Here is a 16,965-nt window from a genome sequence, read left to right as displayed (position 1 = left end):
TGTCTCCATTGGCAAGCTTGCGGTATGCTGCCCTGATTGAATGGGTGTTGTGTTCCAGTGTGTGAATCCATTGTAAGGCCAAACTTCATCGATGCCGACCCGCTTCGTTTTCCGCATCATTCCCTTCTGTGCCACCGTGATCGTGGCCGCCGCCGGCATCGCACTGGGCCAATGGCAGACCCATCGCGCTGAAGAAAAACAAGCCCTGCAACAGCGCCTGCAGATGCGTGCCAGTGAAGCGCCGTTGTCGAGCCTGCCCGCTGCGGATGCTGCTGATGTGGAGTTCGTCCGTATCAAGCTGCGCGGGCAGTTTGTCCCGCAGTGGACGCTCTATCTGGAAAACCGCCCCTACCAGGGCAGCGTCGGCTTTTATGTGCTCACGCTGTTCCAGCCCGAGGGCAGTGCGCAAGCGGTGATGGTGGCGCGCGGCTGGGCTCCGCGTGATGCGCTTGAGCGCACCCGGGTGCCGCAGGTGGCGCCACCTGTCGGCGTGGTCGAGGTAGAGGGCGTGCTGCGTCGGGATGCCGGTCATGTGCTGCAGCTGGGTCAGGCCGATGCGCCGCGACCGCAGGCCATCCTGCAGAACCTGGATATGCCAGCGCTGGCGCAGGCCAGTGGTGTGGCTCTCTCGCCCTTCGTGATCGAACAGGGTGGGGCGGCCGGCGATACGCTGGTGCGTGACTGGCCTGCGCCCGCGCTGGGCATTGATCGTCATCGTGGCTATGCGGTGCAGTGGTATGCACTGGCGGCGATGGCCCTGATTTTTTTCATCGTCACAGGATTCAAACGTGGTCGTCATGACAAAGCCTGAAGTCCCCCCGCAGACAAGCGCTGCCGACGCCGCGCGGCGCCGTCGCCTCGGCCGTTGGAAGATGCTGGCGGTGGTCGCGGTGTGCGCTGCGCCCTTGATCGCTTCCTATCTCACCTATTACGTCATCAAGCCGCAGAGTCGCAACAACTATGGCGCACTGATCGATCCACGCCAGTATCCGATTCCTGATCTCGGCAGCACCGCCATCGATGGCGCGCCCGCCAAGCTGCAGGATTACCGCGGCAAGTGGGTGATGCTGCAGGTCGACGGCGGTGACTGTGGCGAGACTTGCCAGAACAAACTGCTGACCATGCGCCAGTTGCGGCTGATGCAGGGCAAGGAAATGGAGCGCATCGAACGGGTCTGGCTGGTGACCGACCGGGAGCCCATTGCCACCCTCTTGCTGCGCGAATACGACGGAACCGATATCCTTCGGGTTGACGCCGGCAAATTGCAGTCCTGGTTGCCGGTCGATGCCGGGACTTCGGTCCAGGACCACATCTATCTGATCGACCCGCTGGGTAACCTGATGATGCGCTTCCCCAAGGATCCCGATCCCGGCAAGATGAAGAAGGACATTTCCAAGTTGCTGCGCGCCTCGTCCATCGGTTGATACCCATGGCGCAGGCGCACCGTGACGCAAGCTTGACTCAAGATGAATGCAACGACGCTGATACAACTGGGCCTGACCGGGCTCGTGGTGGCCCTCATTCCGCTGGCGCTGGTGTGGCGAGCCCAGGGCGTGGCCAACAAATACCGCAAGCTGGTGTGGGTGACGCTGTTCTTTACCTTCGACCTGATCATGTTCGGCGCCTTCACGCGCCTGACCGACTCGGGCCTGGGTTGTCCTGACTGGCCGGGTTGCTACAGTCATGCCAATCCGCTCCTGGCGCATGAGCACATCAATGCCGCCGAAGAGGCCATGCCCTTTGGCCCCGTGACCTGGGCCAAGGCGTGGATCGAGATGATCCACCGCTATTTCGCCATGGCCGTGGGTTTCCTCATCATCGTGCTGATGGTGGTGGCGTGGCGGCGCTGGCTCAAGTCGGGCAAGACCGAACTGCAGTTCCGCCCCTGGTTCCCGACGGCGCTGCTGGGCTTTGTCTGCCTGCAGGGCGCCTTCGGTGCCTGGACCGTGACCATGAAGCTGCAACCCATCATCGTCACCACCCACCTGCTGCTGGCCTTGACGCTGCTGGCCATGCTGGTGTGGCTGGCGGCGCGGCAGGAGACGCATGTGCCGGTCTCGGCGGCGGGCCGCGCCCTGATCGTGCCGGCCACCTGCGGTGCGGCGCTGCTGGCCTTGCAGATCGCGCTGGGCGGCTGGGTCAGCACCAATTACGCGGCGCTGGCCTGTTCCGACTTCCCGCTGTGCAATGGCAAGCTGGTGCCGGACATGGATTTCCAACACGGCTTCACGCTTTGGCGTCATCTCGGCATGACCGCCTCCGGCGACTACCTGCCGGTCGAAGCGCTGACCGCGATCCACTGGGTGCATCGCAGTTTTGCCTTTGTCGTCATCTTGTATGTTGTATGGCTGGCACAGCGCGCCTTGCATGATGAAGGCTTGCGCAAGACTGCCCGCTGGCTGTTGACGGTGCTGGGTTTGCAGCTCTGTACTGGGCTGGCGACCATCTATCTGAACTGGCCGTTGGCCATCGCCGTGCTGCATAACGGCGGTGCGGCGCTGCTGGTGATCCTGATGGTCATGTTAAACTACAAGGTCCGTTACGCACCCTCCAGCCTGGCCACCGCTGCTCCACCAGTGCACGCCCGGCCCGTCACGCCATGACCACATTGACCGCCCAACCCAACCGCATCGCCCAGTACTGGGCACTGACCAAGCCGCGTGTGACGCAGCTGGCGGTGTTCTGTGCCGTGATCGGCATGTTCCTCTCCACGCCTGAGCTGCCCGACTGGCACAAGGTCATCTTCGGCACGCTGGGCATCTGGCTCCTGGCCGGTGCCGCCTTCGCCATCAATTGCCTGGTCGAGCGCGAAATCGATTCGCGCATGGCCCGCACCGCGCGCCGTCCGATGGCGCGCGGCGAAATCACGGTGGGCCAGACCCTGGTGTTCTCGGGTGTGCTGGGCGGCCTGGGCATGTGGGTGCTGTACAACCTGGTCAATCCGCTGACGATGTGGCTGACCTTCGCCACCTTCGTCGGCTACGCCATCATCTACACCATCATCCTGAAACCGGCCACCTCGCAGAACATCGTCATCGGTGGCCTGGCCGGCGCCATGCCGCCCGCGCTGGGCTGGGCTGCGATGGCCAATGACGTGCCGATGCAGGCCTGGGTGCTGGTGATGATCATCTTCATCTGGACCCCGCCGCACTTCTGGGCGCTGGCCATGTACCGCCGCGACGACTACGCCAAGTCGGGCCTGCCCATGCTGCCCATCACGCATGGCATGGAGGTGACCAAGCTGCACATCCTGATGTACACCATTGCGCTCTTGGCGGTGAGCATGTTGCCCTTTGCCATCGGCATGAGCGGCCTGATCTACCTGGGCGCGGCCGTCTTGCTGGGCGCGATCTTCTTCTGGTATTCGTGGCAGATCTATCGTCACTACACCGACCTGATCGCGCGCAAGGCCTTTGCCTATTCCATCATCTACCTGTCGATCCTGTTCGCGGTGCTGCTGGTGGACCACTATTTCCTGTTCCGCAGTTTCTGAACTCATGAAAAGATTTCTCTCGGCGCTGTTGCTGGCCGCTTGCGCAACGCTGCTGGCGGCCTGCGGCCAGTCCAAGCCTGAACTGAAGTTCAACAACACCGACGTCACCGGCCTGGATTATGCCAAGGACTTCGCCCTGACCGACCACAACGGACAGCCGCGCACCCTGGCCGATTTCAAGGGCAAGGTGGTGGTGATGTTCTTCGGCTATACGCAATGCCCGGACGTGTGCCCCACCACCATGGTGGAGATGTCCAACGTCATGAAGGAACTGGGCCCGGATGCCGATCGGGTGCAGGTCCTGTTCGTCACTGTGGATCCCGAACGCGATACCCAGCAGGTGCTGGCGCAATACGTGCCGGCCTTCGACAAGCGCTTCCTGGGCCTGCGCGGCGATCTGCAGCAGACCGAGAAAGTGGCCAAGGAATTCAAGGTGTTCTACCAGAAGGTGCCGGGCAAGCAGCCGGGCAGCTATGCCATGGACCACACTGCGGGCAGCTATGTGTTCGATCCGCAAGGGCATATTCGTCTCTTCGTCAAGCATGGCCAGGGGCCGCAGACGCTGGCGCATGACATCAAGCTGTTGCTGTCTTGATGGCGTAGGAAAAGAGATAAACGATATAAATCGTTTGGATGAAAAGAAAGGCGCCCGCGGGCGCCTTTCTTGTTGGTGCTGCTGAAGCGGTCTGAAGAACCGATCAGGAATAAGCCTGCAACGCAGTCTTCATCTTCTTCAGCGCCACTGCCTCGATCTGGCGGATACGTTCGGCCGAGACGCCGAATTCGTCGGCCAGCTCATGCAGGGTCGCACCCGAGCCATCGTCATTGGCCAGCCAGCGGGCTTCGACGATACGGCGCGAGCGGTCGTCCAGCTTGGACAGGGCGGCTTCCAGGCCTTCGGATTGCAGGCGGTCGTACTGCTTGGCCTCGATCACGCGGGTCGGCTCCGAGTTGTCAGAGGACAGATAAGCGATCGGCGCGAACTTGTCATCATCGTCATCGGTGGGCGATTCCAGGGCGATGTCGCGACCGGACAGACGGGTTTCCATCTCGATCACTTCTTCGCGCTTGACGTCCAGGGTCTTGGCCAGGGCCTCGACCTGGGCCGGCGTCATCGCGTCCAGGCCTTCCTTGTGGCTGCGCAGGTTGAAGAACAGCTTGCGCTGGGCCTTGGTGGTAGCCACCTTGACCAGGCGCCAGTTCTTCAGGATGTACTCGTGGATCTCGGCCTTGATCCAGTGCATGGCATAGGACACCAGGCGCACGTTCTGGGCCGGGTCGAAGCGTTTGACCGCCTTCATCAGGCCGATATTGCCTTCCTGGATCAGGTCGGCGTGCGGCAGGCCATAGCCCAGGTAGCCACGGGCGATCGACACCACCAGGCGCAGGTGCGACAACACCATCTTCTGGGCGGCGCCCAGGTCATTCTTTTCGCGCAGGTCGCGCGCCAGCTTGACCTCTTCTTCCTGGGTCAGCATGGGCAGGCGGTTCACTGCCGAGATATACGCGTCGATATTTCCCAGGCTGCCGGAAAAACCCAGCGCGAGTGCATTGGACTCGGCAGGCATGAGTGCAGTGTGTGCAGACGCAGTTTTCATGGATTCTCCTTGGTTCCTCACGGAAACAGTATGAAGCGGTAGGTTCGGGTGCCGGGGGCAATGTGGCCAACTTCCCCGGCTTGGCCAACGTGGCCAGATGCTGTTTGGTGCAGTGCTCGACTAAAACTGGAGCAATTCGATAAGGTATTCTAGCACTCGACACCCAAGAGTGCTAATAGCATGATAGTGAAGCTCTGATAGATACCCTCTATTGCTGTCCAGCTAGTCATTGCATTGTTTCCCCTTCATATTAGTCGCCTTTGGACGACAAAAGTTGCGATTGGGGTCAAAACGGGGCGAGAAACTTGTAACAATTTTTGCAGCGCGCCAATGGCGGTTGGAGAGGGGGCGTGCCGAAGCAAAACAAGGGTAGAACGACGCGCTATCTCGACACGCGGGCTCGATATCGAACGAGGACTGCGTATTAAGAAGACGGGGAACCGAGCGATTTATTGTTGTGAGGCCGCATGATCGCTAGAATTTCCCGCCAGAAAGTCCAAAGCCCGCTGGTGCGGGCTTTGTCCTCAATTTACAGGGGCACGACCAATGGTTTGGAAAACCCCTGTCTCTATTCAATCGAGTATAGCACCCGGTCTCTCCCGCGTTCAATAGGTATGCCCATGCTGAAACACATCACGGCGCCCCGACTATCGACCCTGCAGCGCTTCTTCATGACGACGTCGCAGCGCGATGCGCTGGGGTGTTATGCCTGGAATCAAGCCATCGGTGCCGGGATGCTGCCAATTCTTGGTGATTTCGAAGTAGCACTGCGCAATGCCTTGCATCGGGCGCTGTCGCAATATTTCGGAGCGGTGGACTCGTTCGGCTGGATGATGCCCAGGCCCAATCCCGCTCATGCCATCAACCCGGCTGCGCCGGCGTTGTTGCCGCCCATTCACAAGTTGACGCCCAAGTCCCGGGATGACGTGGTGTCAGCCATGGAAAAAGTCAAAGCCAAGAAACCGATGGCTTACATGGTCAGCCCGGATGATGTGGTGGCAGCATTGCCATTCGGATTCTGGGAGGTCTTGATCGGCGGCCTTGCTCATCACTCCCAGCCCAGGGGATTGCAGAGCGCTATCCTTGCCTCGGTCTTTCCTCATGCGCCCGATATTGCCGCTATTCCCTACGGCAGCCAGGTCTTCAAGAAGCGGGTGGTCGATCTGCTCAAGAGAATCCGGGACGTTCGTAATCGTATCGGTCACCATGATGCATTGTGGAGCACGCCGGAGTTCAACCATTTCGGTGTCCTTGGCCATATCCCGCGCCGACCTCGGCATACCATCAACAGCCTGCGTCGCTTTGTGGACAACATATCCTGGTTCGGGGGCTGGATCGACCCGGCTATCACGACTTACCTGCACAACAGCGATCACTGGTGGTCCTTGCAGGTGCTGCTGGACCGGCGAGCGCTGGCGATCTACCGCCACTCAGGTGGCGTGGCTGGCACCTACCGTTCTATCCTTGATGCCGCCGAGCTTCCTGTGACGCGCTTGACATTACGCCGCAAACCGTGGAGCCGGCAGCCAGAGCGCGCGTGCAGGGATCGCTATTTCTATTGACCCCACCGTCTGGTTTTCGGAAGCGGTCGATTCAAGCCTTGCGCGCCAACTGCCTGCGCACCGACAGCATCGCCCCGAACAAGCCCAGCAAGCCGCTCACTGCCAGCAGCAGGCCGATGGCCATGGGGCTGGGCAGGGCCAGCTGGAATTCCGATGCATATAAGTGGGCAAAATCCAGAATGGCTTCGTTCAGCGGTTGTTGCGCCGCCACCACCAGCCCCAGCGCCACCAGCCCGGCACACAGTCCCAGCAACGCACCGGTGTAATAGAAGGGCCGATAGATGAAGGAATTGGTCGCACCGAACAGGCGCGAGACCTCGATTTCATCGCGCTGCGTCATCACCTGCAGGCGTATGGTGTTGAACACCACCGCCACCACCACCGCCCCCAGCGTGATCCCCAGGAACAGCAGCACCAGCCGCAGGATGCGCAGCAATGCCGCCAGCCGCTTGACCCACTCGGAATCGATCTGCACCGTATCCACGCCCGCTTCCTTCTTCAGTTGCTGGGCGATGTCATCCACCCGGCCGGCGTTCATGGCGTTCTCAAAGCCCGGCAGGCGCACCACGTAGCTGTCCGGCAGCGGGTTGCTGCCCAGCGTGTTGAGCACGTCGGCTAGGCCGGTCTTGCTCTTCAAGGCGTCGAAGGCCTTCTCGCGCGGGATGAACTCGACCTTGCCATTGGTCTTGCTGTCCTTCAACACCTGGCTGATGGTCTTGCCCACCGCCTGGGCCGCCTCGCGGCTGGCGTCGGGCTTCATGAAGATGCTGATCTCGGGCTCTACCGACATCTGGTCCGAGATCGGCCGCACGTTTTCCAGCGCCGACAGGCCGGCAAAGGGCAGTGCCAGCGCAATCGACACCACCAGCACGTTCAAGACGAAATTGCCCGGTGAGCGCAGCAGGTGGCGCAGGGCGTCCGCAATCGCGGCGCAATGCTGTCGCAGCCAGTTCATGGCGATACCTCCACGGGATTGGCTACGCCGTTGTGCCAGCCATCGACGATGCGGCCCCGGTCCAGGTAGATGATGCGGTCGGCACCGGTGAGGAATTGTTCGTCGTGGGTCGAGATCAGGCAGGTCACGCCCACGCCGTGGAAGGATTTCAGCGCCGCCAGCACCTTGTTGGCATTGGCCCGGTCCAGGTTGGCGGTGGGTTCGTCGGCCAGGATGATCTGCGGCCGGTTGACGATGGCGCGCGCGATGGCCACGCGCTGCTGTTCGCCACCGGAGAGTTCCAGCGGCTCGCACATGGCCTTGCCCAGCAGGTCGACCTTGTCCAGCGCGGCGCGGGCGCGCTTTTCGGCATCCGGGCGGGAGGAGCCGGTCACGATCAGCGGCAGCATCACGTTGGCCAGCAGGTTGCGGTCCAGCAAGAGTTTCTGCTGCTGGAAGATCAGTCCCAGGTTGCGCCGCAGATACGGCAGGCCGGACGCCTTGAGCCCGACGATGTCGGTGCCGCTGACGGTGAGCTTGCCCGAGGTGGGGCGCTCGATGGCCGCGATCATCTTCAGCAGCGTCGATTTGCCGGCGCCGGAAGGGCCGGCCAGAAAGATCAATTCGCCCTTCTTCACCGACAACGTGATGTCGCGCAGGGCATAGACCTCGCGCGCGTATTGCTTGGAAACCCGGGTAAATTCAATCATCGGTTCAACTCAGGAGGGCGTCGACGAATTCAGTGGCATTGAAGGGTTGCAGGTCTTCGATCTTTTCACCCACGCCGATGAAGTACAGCGGCACCGGGCGGGTCTTGGCGATGGCAGCCAGGATGCCGCCCTTGGCCGTGCCATCCAGCTTGGTCACCACCAGGCCGGTCAACCCCAGCGCATCATCGAAGGCCTTCACTTGCGCCAGCGCATTCTGGCCGGTGTTGCCATCGATGACCAGCAGCACTTCGTGCGGCGCCGAGGCCATCGCCTTGGCAATGACCCGCTTGATCTTCTTGAGTTCATCCATCAGGTGCAATTGCGTGGGCAGACGGCCCGCAGTATCGACCATCACCACATGGGTGCCGCGCGCCTGCGCCGAATGCACCGAGTCATAGGCCACCGCCGCCGGGTCGCCCGACTCCTGCGCGATCACCTGGACGTTGTTGCGTTCGCCCCAGACCGCCAGTTGCTCGCGGGCGGCGGCGCGGAAGGTGTCGCCGGCCGCCAGCAGCACCGACTGGCCGTGCGCCTGCAGGTGCAGCGCCAGCTTGCCGATGGTGGTGGTCTTGCCGGCGCCGTTGACGCCGGCAATCATCATCACCAACGGCTTGGCGCGATCCAGGACCAGCGGGCGCTGCAGCGGCTGCAGCAGGTCGATCAACAAGGTACGCAGGGCGGTGCGCACCTGGGCGGCTTCAGTGAGGCGCTCGTTCTTGACCTTTTTCTTCAGTTCGGCCAGCAGCCACTGGGTGGCTTCGACCCCGGCGTCCGATACCAGCAGGGCCGACTCCAGCTCCTCGTACAAATCTTCATCAATGCGCGCACCGACGAAGAGCGTGGTCAGGTTGCTGGAGGTCTTGGACAGGCCGGCCTTGAGGCGCGAGAGCCAGGAGCGCTTGGCCTCGGGCGCAGGTTCGGGGGCGGCCACGATCTCGACCTCTTCCTCGCTGGCGGCCACCGGCTCGGGCGGCGGTGCCGGCTGGCTTGCGGGTGCCGCAGCGACCGGGGCGGCGGGGATATCGGCAGTGGCAGCAGGCGCTACAGGCGCCGTAGCAGCAGGAACGACAGGTGCAGGGACGGCAGGAGCAGGCGCCGGTTCGGCCTGGGGTGGCAGCGCGGGTTGCGCTTCCGGTTTGGGTTTTCTCTTGAAGAAACTGAACATCGGATGGCGGATAGGCTGGATTGTGCTGCGGCCAGGCGGCAGGAGGGGAGGGTGGGAAGACAGGCGCCTGGCTGCCCTGAGCACCGCAGTGGACAGGTGACACAGGTTACAATTGCCCCCTCCACAAGACCCGCGCATGGCCGCCAGGGTCAATGAATCCTGCATTTTATCAGAGCACAGCCCATGAAATCGAAGATCAAAGCCTTCCTGGCCAGCGCCCTGTTGAGCCTGTTGGCCAGCACCGCGCCCCAGGTGCAGGCCGAGCCGGCGCAGGCATTCGTGCTGGGCAATGGCTTGAAGCTCATCGTCAAGCAAGACCGGCGCGCGCCCACGGCGGTGCAGATGGTCTGGTACAAGGTGGGTGGCATCGATGAACTCAATGGCACCACAGGGGTGTCGCACGCGCTGGAACACATGATGTTCAAGGGCACGAAGCAGCACAAGGTCGGCGAATTCAGCCGCCTGGTAGCCGAACTGGGCGGCCAGGAAAATGCCTTCACCGCCAACGATTTCACTGCCTATTTCCAGCAGATCGAAAAGAGTCACCTCGAAAAAGTGATGGCGCTGGAAGCCGACCGCATGGCCAATCTGCAATTCGATGCCAACGAGTTCGCCAAGGAAATCCGCGTCATCATGGAAGAGCGCCGCTGGCGCACCGATGACCAGCCCATGGGCCTGTTGAACGAAGCCTTGAATGCCGCTGCCTGGACCGCCCATCCCTATCATCATCCGGTCGTAGGCTGGATGGACGACCTGCAGCACATGACGGTACAGGACATCGCCCACTGGTACCGCCAATGGTATGCCCCCAACAACGCCACCCTGGTGGTGGCCGGTGATGTCGAGCCGCAGCGCGTGCTGGCGCTGGCCAGGAAATATTTCGGCAAGATTCCCGCCCACCCCCTGCCGCAGGGCAAGCCGCAGAACGAGCCCGAGCAACGCGGGATGCGCCGCGTCACCGTCAAGGCCCCGGCCGAGAATCCCTATGTGGTGATGGCCTGGAAGGTGCCGGCCTTGCGCCAGGTCGAAGCCGACCAGGATGCCTACGCCCTGGACGTGCTCTCGGCGGTGCTCGATGGCTATGACAATGCGCGCCTGAGCGCCCAACTGGTGCGCACCGCCAGCAAGGCCACGGCAGTGGGCGCCAGCTATAGCGGCGTGGCGCGCGGCCCGGTGCTGTTCACGCTGGAAGGCAGCCCGGCTGATGGTGTCAGCACCGAAGAACTGGAAGGCCTGCTGCGCGCCGAGGTCGAGCGCATCGCCCGCGAAGGCGTATCCGAACAGGAATTGCAGCGCGTGAAGAGGCAATTGATCGCCTCCCAGATCTACAAGCGTGATTCGGTCTTCGGCCAGGCCATGGAAATGGGCATGATGGAAACCATCGGCCTGGGCCAGCAGAACATCGACCGTCTCATCGAACGCCTCAAGAGCGTGAGCGCGGCCCAGGTGCAGGCGGTGGCGCAGAAATATTTCAAGGACGATACCCTGACCGTGGCCACGCTGGTGCCGCTGCCGCTGGAGGGCAAGAAGCCCGCCGCGCCCCCGGCCGGGCTGTTGCACTGAAGCCTTGATCTACCACACCCCAATCCGATAGCCGATCGGCTTTATTGTTCTGTTGCTGTTCTTCTCGGAGGAAAACATGCCTGTCATCGTCGTTGCCAATCCCAAGGGAGGCGTAGGCAAGACCACCCTGGCCACCAACCTGGCCGGCTATTTCGCCAGCCAGGGCCATGGCGTGCTGCTGGGCGACATCGACCGCCAGCAGTCCTCGCGCGCCTGGCTGGCGATCCGTCCTGAGCAGGCGCGCCCCATCGCTACCTGGGACGTGAGCGAAGACAACGTCGCCAAGCCCCCCAAAGGCACCAGCCACGTGGTGCTCGACACCCCTGCCGGACTGCACGGCTGGCGCCTCAACGACACCCTCAAACTGGCCCACAAGATCCTGGTGCCGCTGCAACCCTCGATCTTCGACATCCTGGCCACCCAGGATTTCCTGCGTCGCCTGGCCAATGAAAAGGCGGTGCGCGATGGCGAGATCGATGTCGGCATCATCGGCATGAGGGTGGATGCGCGCACCCGCTCGGCCGAGCAACTGCAGCGCTTCATCGAAGGCCTGAAGCTGCCGGTGCTGGGCTATCTGCGCGATACCCAGAACTACGTCCAACTGGCGGCCCACGGCCTGACCCTGTGGGATATCGCCCCTTCGCGCGTACAGCGCGACCTGGAGCAATGGGAACCGATCCTGCACTGGCTGGACCGGCGCCCGGCCCATGACAGTGGCAAGGAAGAGGGCCAATGATGGGCCACTTCCGCTTCGGCTCGATCTTCCCGTCTTCCATGAAAAAGACCTTCACCCTGCTCCTGCTCGCGCCGGCCCTGCTGCTCAGTGCCTCGGCCCAGGCCGCCCTGGCCATCCAGTCCTGGACCCAGCCCGATGGCGCACGCGTGCTGCTGGTGAGCAATCACGCCATTCCCATGCTGGACGTGAGCGTGCAGTTCGACGCCGGTCGTCGCCGTGATCCGGCCGCCAAGGCTGGCCTGGCCGAACTGACGGTGGCCAGCCTCACACGCGGCGTGGAGGCCGCCGATGGCAAACCGGCCCTGAACGAAGCGCAGATCCTGGATGGCTTTGCCGACGTCGCGGCCCAGCAGCAAGGCGGCGCCGGCCAGGACCGGGCCGGCGTGAGCCTGCGCACCCTGTCTTCGCCGGCCGAGCGCGATGCCGCGCTGGGCCTGCTGGCGCGCATCCTGGCCCAGCCCAGCTTCCCGCAGGCGGCGCTGGAGCGTGACCGCGCCCTGACCATCGCCAACCTCAAGGAGGAACTGACCAAGCCTGAAGCCATCGCCGAAAAAGCCTTCATGCAGGCCGCCTACGGTCATCACCCGTATGCCATCGAGGCCAGCCCCGCCACCCTGCAAGCCATCACCCGCGACGACCTGCTGGCCTTCCACCGCAGCCATTACGTGGCCAACCGCGCCGTCATCGCCATGATCGGCGACATCACCCCGGAGCAGGCGCGCACCATGGCCAGCGCCCTCACGCGCGCACTGCCGCAAGGCGCCGCCCTGCCGGCGCTGCCACCGGTGCCCGCGCCCCAGGGTAGCGAGCAGCGCATCGCCCATCCGGCCTCGCAATCGCACATCTTGATCGGCGCGCCGGCCCTGCAGCGTGGCGACCCGGATTTCTTCGCCCTCACGGTGGGTAATTACGTGCTGGGCGGTGGCGGTTTCGTCTCGCGCCTGACCGATGAGGTGCGCGAAAAGCGCGGCTTGAGCTACAGCGTCTATAGCGGTTTTTCGCCGCTGGCCCAGCCGGGCCCGTTCCAGATTGGCTTGCAGACCAAGAAGGAACAGACCGCCGAAGCCCTGCGCGTGACCCGCGCCACGCTCGACAGGTTCCTGCAGGAAGGCCCCACCTCCGCCGAGCTCAAGGCCGCCAAGGACAACCTGACCGGCGGCTTCGCCCTGCGCATCGACAGCAATGCCAAGCTGCTGGAAAACCTGGCCGTGATCGGCTTCTACGGCTTGCCGCTGGATTACCTGGACCACTGGATAGAACGCGTCCGCGCAGTCAGCGTGCAGGATGTGCGCGCTGCCTTCGGCAAGCATGTGCATCCGCAGGCGTTGTCCACCGTCATCGTCGGCGAAGGCGTGCAGTAAATCATTTGAATCATTTAAATCATTTCAGTCATTCATCTCACTTCGACGGCCAAGCCCGTTTGCAGCAAGGAAATTCATGCGCAAGAGCAGTTCCCCCAAATCCAGCCCCCGCCCTGCCGGTCAAGGCAGCAAGCCGGCCCGACCGGTCAACCGTGGCCCGCACCAGGTGCGCATCATCGGTGGCCAGTGGAAGCGCACGCCGCTGCCGGTGCTGGAGGCCGAGGGCCTGCGCCCCACGCCTGACCGTGTGCGCGAGACCGTCTTCAACTGGATCACCCACCTGATCGATGCCAACTGGGAGCAGGTGGCTTGCCTGGACCTGTTTGCCGGCTCCGGTGCGCTCGGTTTCGAAGCCGCCAGCCGTGGCGCCCGGCGTGTGGTGATGGTGGAAAACAATGGCCCGGCGGTGCGCCAGCTGGAAGCCAACCGCACCAAGCTCAAGGCCGAGAGCATCGCCATCGTGCGCGGCGACGCCCTGGCCGCGGTACAGAACGCCGCCCAGCGCGAGCCGGGCGGCTTCAGCCTGGTCTTTATCGACCCGCCGTACCACCAGGGCTGGTTGGAAAAAGTGTTGCCCGCGTGCATGTCTTTGCTCACGCCTTCCGGCCTGGTCTATGTCGAGGCCGAATATGCGCTGCACGGCGAGCAGGCACCGGCCTGGATGCAAGCCTGGGAAGTGGTGCGCGCCGACCAGGCCGGCATGGTCTTCTATCATTTATTGCAACGCAAAAGCAGCACCCAAATTGAGGCATAATGCGCCTTCTGATTCAATAGCCGGTGAGGAGACACCATGGTCACAGCTGTATATCCGGGGACCTTCGATCCGTTGACGCGTGGGCATGAGGACTTGGTCCGCCGCGCTTCCGGACTGTTCGACAAGCTGGTCGTGGGCGTAGCCGACAGCAAGAACAAGAAGCCTTTCTTTTCGCTCGAAGAGCGTCTGTCGATTGCCAATGAAGTACTGGGCCACTATCCCAACGTCCAGGTCGAGAGTTTTTCAGGCTTGTTGAAGGATTTCGTGCGCCAGAACAATGCCCGCGTCATCGTGCGCGGCCTGCGCGCGGTCTCGGACTTCGAATATGAATTCCAGATGGCCGGCATGAACCGCTATCTGCTGCCGGACGTGGAAACCCTGTTCCTGACGCCGTCTGACCAGTACCAGTTCATCTCCGGCACCATCGTGCGGGAAATCGCCCAGTTGGGTGGCGATGTGTCCAAGTTCGTGTTCCCTTCGGTCGAAAAATGGCTGAAGGAAAAGATCGCCAAGCAATAAGGCTGGGCGTTCCCAAGAGGTAAAGGTAGGGCAATGATGTTTCAAGCAAGCGAGGTGCAGCCATGGCACTGATGATTACCGACGATTGCATCAACTGCGACGTGTGCGAACCGGAATGCCCCAATGAGGCCATCTACATGGGGCCGCAGATCTACGAGATCGATCCGGGCAAATGCACCGAGTGCGTCGGCCACTTCGAGGAGCCGCAGTGCCAGCAGGTCTGCCCGGTCGCCTGCATCCCCTTCAACCCGGCCTGGCGCGAAAGCCGCGAGCAGTTGATGGACAAGTACGAACGCCTGCAGGCCGAGGCCAAGGGCAGTTGAGTCTGCTCATCTGGTCCTGCTAGCCCTGCGGTGGTCTGCCGAGATGCCGTTCAGTGTTGCACTGAACGGCATTTTGGTTTTCTTAATGCACTCTCGGTGAGTCATAAGCCAGCCTTAATGCCCGCTAGTTGCTCCCTAGTTGCTCGCTAGCGCTGTCATCCCAAGGAACAACATGCAACACCTGCCCAAGCCCGCCGTCGCGGCGCTGCTGCTCAACACCACCATCTGGGGCCTGTCCTGGACCGGCACGCGTGCGCTCGAAGGCATGGGCCTGCACCCGGTCTGGGCCACGGCCGCCATCTTCGGCCTCTGCGCCTTGCTGCTGCTGACCCTGCGCTACCGCGACCTGCCGCAACTGTGGCGCCATCCGGCCCTGCTATGCGTGGGCCTGGCCACGGGCCTGACCAATTGCGCCTTCAACGTTGCCGTGGCCTATGGCGACGTGGTGCGGGTGGTCTTGCTGTTCTACCTGATGCCGGTCTGGACCGTGATCCTGGCGCGCCTGGTGCTGCACGAAGCCATCACCCCGCGCTCCCTGGCCCGCGTGGCGCTGGGCCTGGGCGGCGCCTTCATCGTGCTGTACCAGCCGCGGCTGGGCATTCCGCTGCCGCGCAGCCTGCCGGACTGGATGGCGCTGGCAGCCGGCCTGCTGTTTGCCTTCACCAATGTCTTGCTGCGGCGGATGCACGGGCTGTCCTCCGATGGTGCGCGCGCTGTCGCCATGCTGGCCGGCAGTGGTCTGTTGGCTACCTTGTTGGGGCTGCTGCTGTCGCTCTTGGGGATGATCGCCTGGCCGTTGCAGGTGTCGGCTGCAGCCGCGCCGGTGGTGGGGGTGTGGGCGTTGTTGTTCCTGTTCTCCAACCTGTGCCTGCAATATGGCGTCTCGCGCCTGCCGGCCAATATCACGGCGGTGGTGATGTTAACCGAGATCCTGGTGGCCAGCCTCTCCTCCTGGGCCCTGGGGGCGGCTGAACTGCGTGTGCAGGATCTGGTGGGCGGCATCCTCATCATCGCCGCCCCGTGGATCGTACGCGAGCGCCAAGTGAGCGCGCAGGCGGCCTGATCAGTCGCAGGCGGCCTGACTAGTCGCTGGCGGCCTGCACCACGCGATTGCGGCCGGCTTCCTTGGCCTGGTACAGGGCCTGGTCGGCGGCCTTGAGCATGGCTTGCTTGACGTCCACCGCCGGACGCCCGCGATCCGGTGGCGACAACGACGCCGCACCGATGGAGGCGGTGATCTTCAAGGGATCGCGCGAGCCCTCGATCATCACGCCGCGGCTGCAGATACCGGCGCGGATACGTTCGGCAATGCGCACCGCATCGTCGCGCGTGGCGTGCGTCAACAGCACCACGAACTCTTCCCCGCCGTAGCGGCCCAGCGCATCCGACAGGCGCAGTTCCTTCTTGATGCGCGCGGCCACTTCGCGCAGCACATCATCGCCGCTCTGGTGGCCGAACTGGTCGTTGACGCGCTTGAAGTGGTCGATGTCGATGAACAGGCAAGACAAGGCCGAACGATCCCGTTGGCTGCGCGCCACCTCTTCGGCCATGCGCTGCTCGATGTAGCGGCGGTTGTTGACCCCGGTCAGCGGATCGGTCAGGCCGATGTGCTTGAGGCGCTCATTGTTGATGACGTTTTCCAGGCAGATCGCCGCCACCGTGGCCAGGCGCTCGATGAAGTCGGTGGCCAGGGTACGGGTAAAGCGCTCCTGGTAGGCGCTGCCCAGCGATAGATAGCCCAGCAGCCGATGCTGGCGCACCAGCGGCAGCACCGCCACGCTCACCGGCTCGTAATGCGGGAACAGCGGGCCGTGCAGCGCCGAGACATATTCGCCCAGGCGCGGCTTCTCGCTTTCCAGCGCATCTTCGTCGTCGATGAAGTGCAGCGGATCCTTCAGGAACAGCAGCTTGGGGAATTCGTTCACGCCGATCTGCAGGTCGCGCAGGATGTGCTGGATACCATGGTCGTGATCGATCAGCGACAAGGTCACGGTCTCCAGGCTGAACACGCCCGGCATCACGGTCAGCATCACCTCGATCAGTTCGCGGAACTGGCTGGCGCCGATCAGTTTCAGGTCGAAGGCCTGGTGGCGCTCGATGATGGATTGATTGATGTGCGCCTGCTGCAGCAGATCCTGCAGTTCGCTTCTCAGTTGTTCGTTGTCGGCAATCAGCGATTCCATCTCGATGGTCGATCTCATGTGTTCATCTGCATTTTCCGGCGCATCGCCGGCCCTCGCCCAAACC

At 62.9% G+C, this 16,965-nt stretch carries 18 protein-coding genes; 13 read left to right on the top strand and 5 right to left on the bottom strand.

Annotated features, from left to right (window positions below):
- The first annotated feature begins 91 nt into the window (after positions 1 to 91).
- From RC54_RS21670 to RC54_RS21650, 5 genes are read left to right on the top strand one after another with little or no spacing between them, the layout of a single operon-like run.
- Positions 92 to 811 (top strand): SURF1 family protein, encoded by a 720-nt coding sequence (locus RC54_RS21670; RefSeq protein ID WP_061789947.1) that lies wholly within the window; start codon positions 92 to 94, stop codon positions 809 to 811.
- A complete protein-coding gene (locus RC54_RS21665) occupies positions 798 to 1,424 on the top strand; it encodes an SCO family protein (RefSeq protein ID WP_058896882.1) in 627 nt (208 codons plus the stop codon). Before RC54_RS21670 ends, RC54_RS21665 begins: the two co-directional genes overlap by 14 nt.
- A 42-nt stretch (positions 1,425 to 1,466) precedes the next feature.
- Positions 1,467 to 2,603, top strand: a complete 1,137-nt coding sequence (locus RC54_RS21660; protein WP_058896881.1) for a COX15/CtaA family protein — start codon at positions 1,467 to 1,469, stop codon at positions 2,601 to 2,603.
- A complete protein-coding gene (gene cyoE / locus RC54_RS21655) occupies positions 2,600 to 3,493 on the top strand; it encodes a heme o synthase (protein WP_058896880.1) in 894 nt (297 codons plus the stop codon). The genes RC54_RS21660 and cyoE overlap by 4 nt, the downstream gene beginning before the upstream one ends.
- Positions 3,494 to 3,497: 4 nt before the next feature.
- On the top strand, positions 3,498 to 4,088 hold the full coding sequence (locus RC54_RS21650; RefSeq protein WP_061789946.1) for an SCO family protein: 591 nt from the start codon (positions 3,498 to 3,500) through the stop codon (positions 4,086 to 4,088).
- Between the two features lie 103 nt (positions 4,089 to 4,191).
- On the opposite strand, the gene rpoH is transcribed toward RC54_RS21650, so the two are convergent.
- Positions 4,192 to 5,091 carry an RNA polymerase sigma factor RpoH gene (rpoH, locus tag RC54_RS21645; RefSeq protein ID WP_061789945.1) on the bottom strand — a complete coding sequence of 300 codons (900 nt, stop codon included), beginning with the start codon at positions 5,089 to 5,091 and terminating at the stop codon, positions 4,192 to 4,194.
- A gap of 620 nt (positions 5,092 to 5,711) precedes the next feature.
- On the opposite strand from rpoH, the gene RC54_RS21640 reads away from it, so the two are divergent.
- Positions 5,712 to 6,653: an Abi family protein gene (locus RC54_RS21640; protein ID WP_231738802.1), complete on the top strand. Its 942-nt coding sequence runs from the start codon at positions 5,712 to 5,714 to the stop codon at positions 6,651 to 6,653.
- A 31-nt stretch (positions 6,654 to 6,684) separates the two neighbouring features.
- Here the strand turns inward: RC54_RS21640 and ftsX are convergent, their stop codons facing one another.
- Genes ftsX through ftsY form a run of 3 tightly spaced genes read right to left on the bottom strand, consistent with a single transcriptional unit; the run spans position 6,685 to position 9,462 of the window.
- The gene (gene ftsX / locus RC54_RS21635; protein ID WP_058896876.1) at positions 6,685 to 7,608 is read right to left on the bottom strand and encodes a permease-like cell division protein FtsX; all 924 of its coding nucleotides are present in this window, start codon (positions 7,606 to 7,608) and stop codon (positions 6,685 to 6,687) included.
- On the bottom strand, positions 7,605 to 8,297 hold the full coding sequence (locus RC54_RS21630) for a cell division ATP-binding protein FtsE (RefSeq protein ID WP_017453724.1): 693 nt from the start codon (positions 8,295 to 8,297) through the stop codon (positions 7,605 to 7,607). Before RC54_RS21630 ends, ftsX begins: the two co-directional genes overlap by 4 nt.
- Before the next feature lie 4 nt (positions 8,298 to 8,301).
- Entirely contained in the window at positions 8,302 to 9,462 is a 1,161-nt protein-coding gene (gene ftsY / locus RC54_RS21625; RefSeq protein WP_082803155.1) for a signal recognition particle-docking protein FtsY, read from the bottom strand.
- 183 nt (positions 9,463 to 9,645) lie between these two features.
- On the opposite strand from ftsY, the gene RC54_RS21620 reads away from it, so the two are divergent.
- The 7 genes from RC54_RS21620 to RC54_RS21590 all read left to right on the top strand — a co-directional run bounded on the left by RC54_RS21620 (position 9,646) and on the right by RC54_RS21590 (position 15,781).
- Positions 9,646 to 11,025, top strand: a complete 1,380-nt coding sequence (locus RC54_RS21620) for a M16 family metallopeptidase (RefSeq protein ID WP_061789943.1) — start codon at positions 9,646 to 9,648, stop codon at positions 11,023 to 11,025.
- Positions 11,026 to 11,101: 76 nt separating this feature from the next.
- Positions 11,102 to 11,761, top strand: coding sequence for a ParA family protein (locus RC54_RS21615; RefSeq protein WP_061789942.1), 660 nt, complete (start codon positions 11,102 to 11,104; stop codon positions 11,759 to 11,761).
- Positions 11,758 to 13,122, top strand: a complete 1,365-nt coding sequence (locus RC54_RS21610) for a M16 family metallopeptidase (protein ID WP_061789941.1) — start codon at positions 11,758 to 11,760, stop codon at positions 13,120 to 13,122. The genes RC54_RS21615 and RC54_RS21610 overlap by 4 nt, the downstream gene beginning before the upstream one ends.
- A 76-nt stretch (positions 13,123 to 13,198) precedes the next feature.
- Positions 13,199 to 13,876, top strand: coding sequence for a 16S rRNA (guanine(966)-N(2))-methyltransferase RsmD (rsmD, locus tag RC54_RS21605; protein WP_058896872.1), 678 nt, complete (start codon positions 13,199 to 13,201; stop codon positions 13,874 to 13,876).
- Between the two features lie 36 nt (positions 13,877 to 13,912).
- Positions 13,913 to 14,395 (top strand): pantetheine-phosphate adenylyltransferase, encoded by a 483-nt coding sequence (gene coaD / locus RC54_RS21600; RefSeq protein WP_006461533.1) that lies wholly within the window; start codon positions 13,913 to 13,915, stop codon positions 14,393 to 14,395.
- A gap of 62 nt (positions 14,396 to 14,457) precedes the next feature.
- A complete protein-coding gene (locus tag RC54_RS21595) occupies positions 14,458 to 14,718 on the top strand; it encodes a YfhL family 4Fe-4S dicluster ferredoxin (protein ID WP_058896871.1) in 261 nt (86 codons plus the stop codon).
- A gap of 172 nt (positions 14,719 to 14,890) precedes the next feature.
- Positions 14,891 to 15,781, top strand: a complete 891-nt coding sequence (locus tag RC54_RS21590; protein ID WP_058896870.1) for a DMT family transporter — start codon at positions 14,891 to 14,893, stop codon at positions 15,779 to 15,781.
- Between the two features lie 19 nt (positions 15,782 to 15,800).
- Here the strand turns inward: RC54_RS21590 and RC54_RS21585 are convergent, their stop codons facing one another.
- Positions 15,801 to 16,919 carry a sensor domain-containing diguanylate cyclase gene (locus tag RC54_RS21585; RefSeq protein ID WP_058896869.1) on the bottom strand — a complete coding sequence of 373 codons (1,119 nt, stop codon included), beginning with the start codon at positions 16,917 to 16,919 and terminating at the stop codon, positions 15,801 to 15,803.
- Between the last annotated feature and the right edge of the window lie 46 nt (positions 16,920 to 16,965).

Source organism: Herbaspirillum rubrisubalbicans, assembly GCF_003719195.1.
Lineage (GTDB): Bacteria > Pseudomonadota > Gammaproteobacteria > Burkholderiales > Burkholderiaceae_D > Herbaspirillum > Herbaspirillum rubrisubalbicans.
The sequence above is the reverse complement of the archived record's forward strand: the minus strand, read 5'-3'. Positions and strand labels throughout refer to the sequence as shown.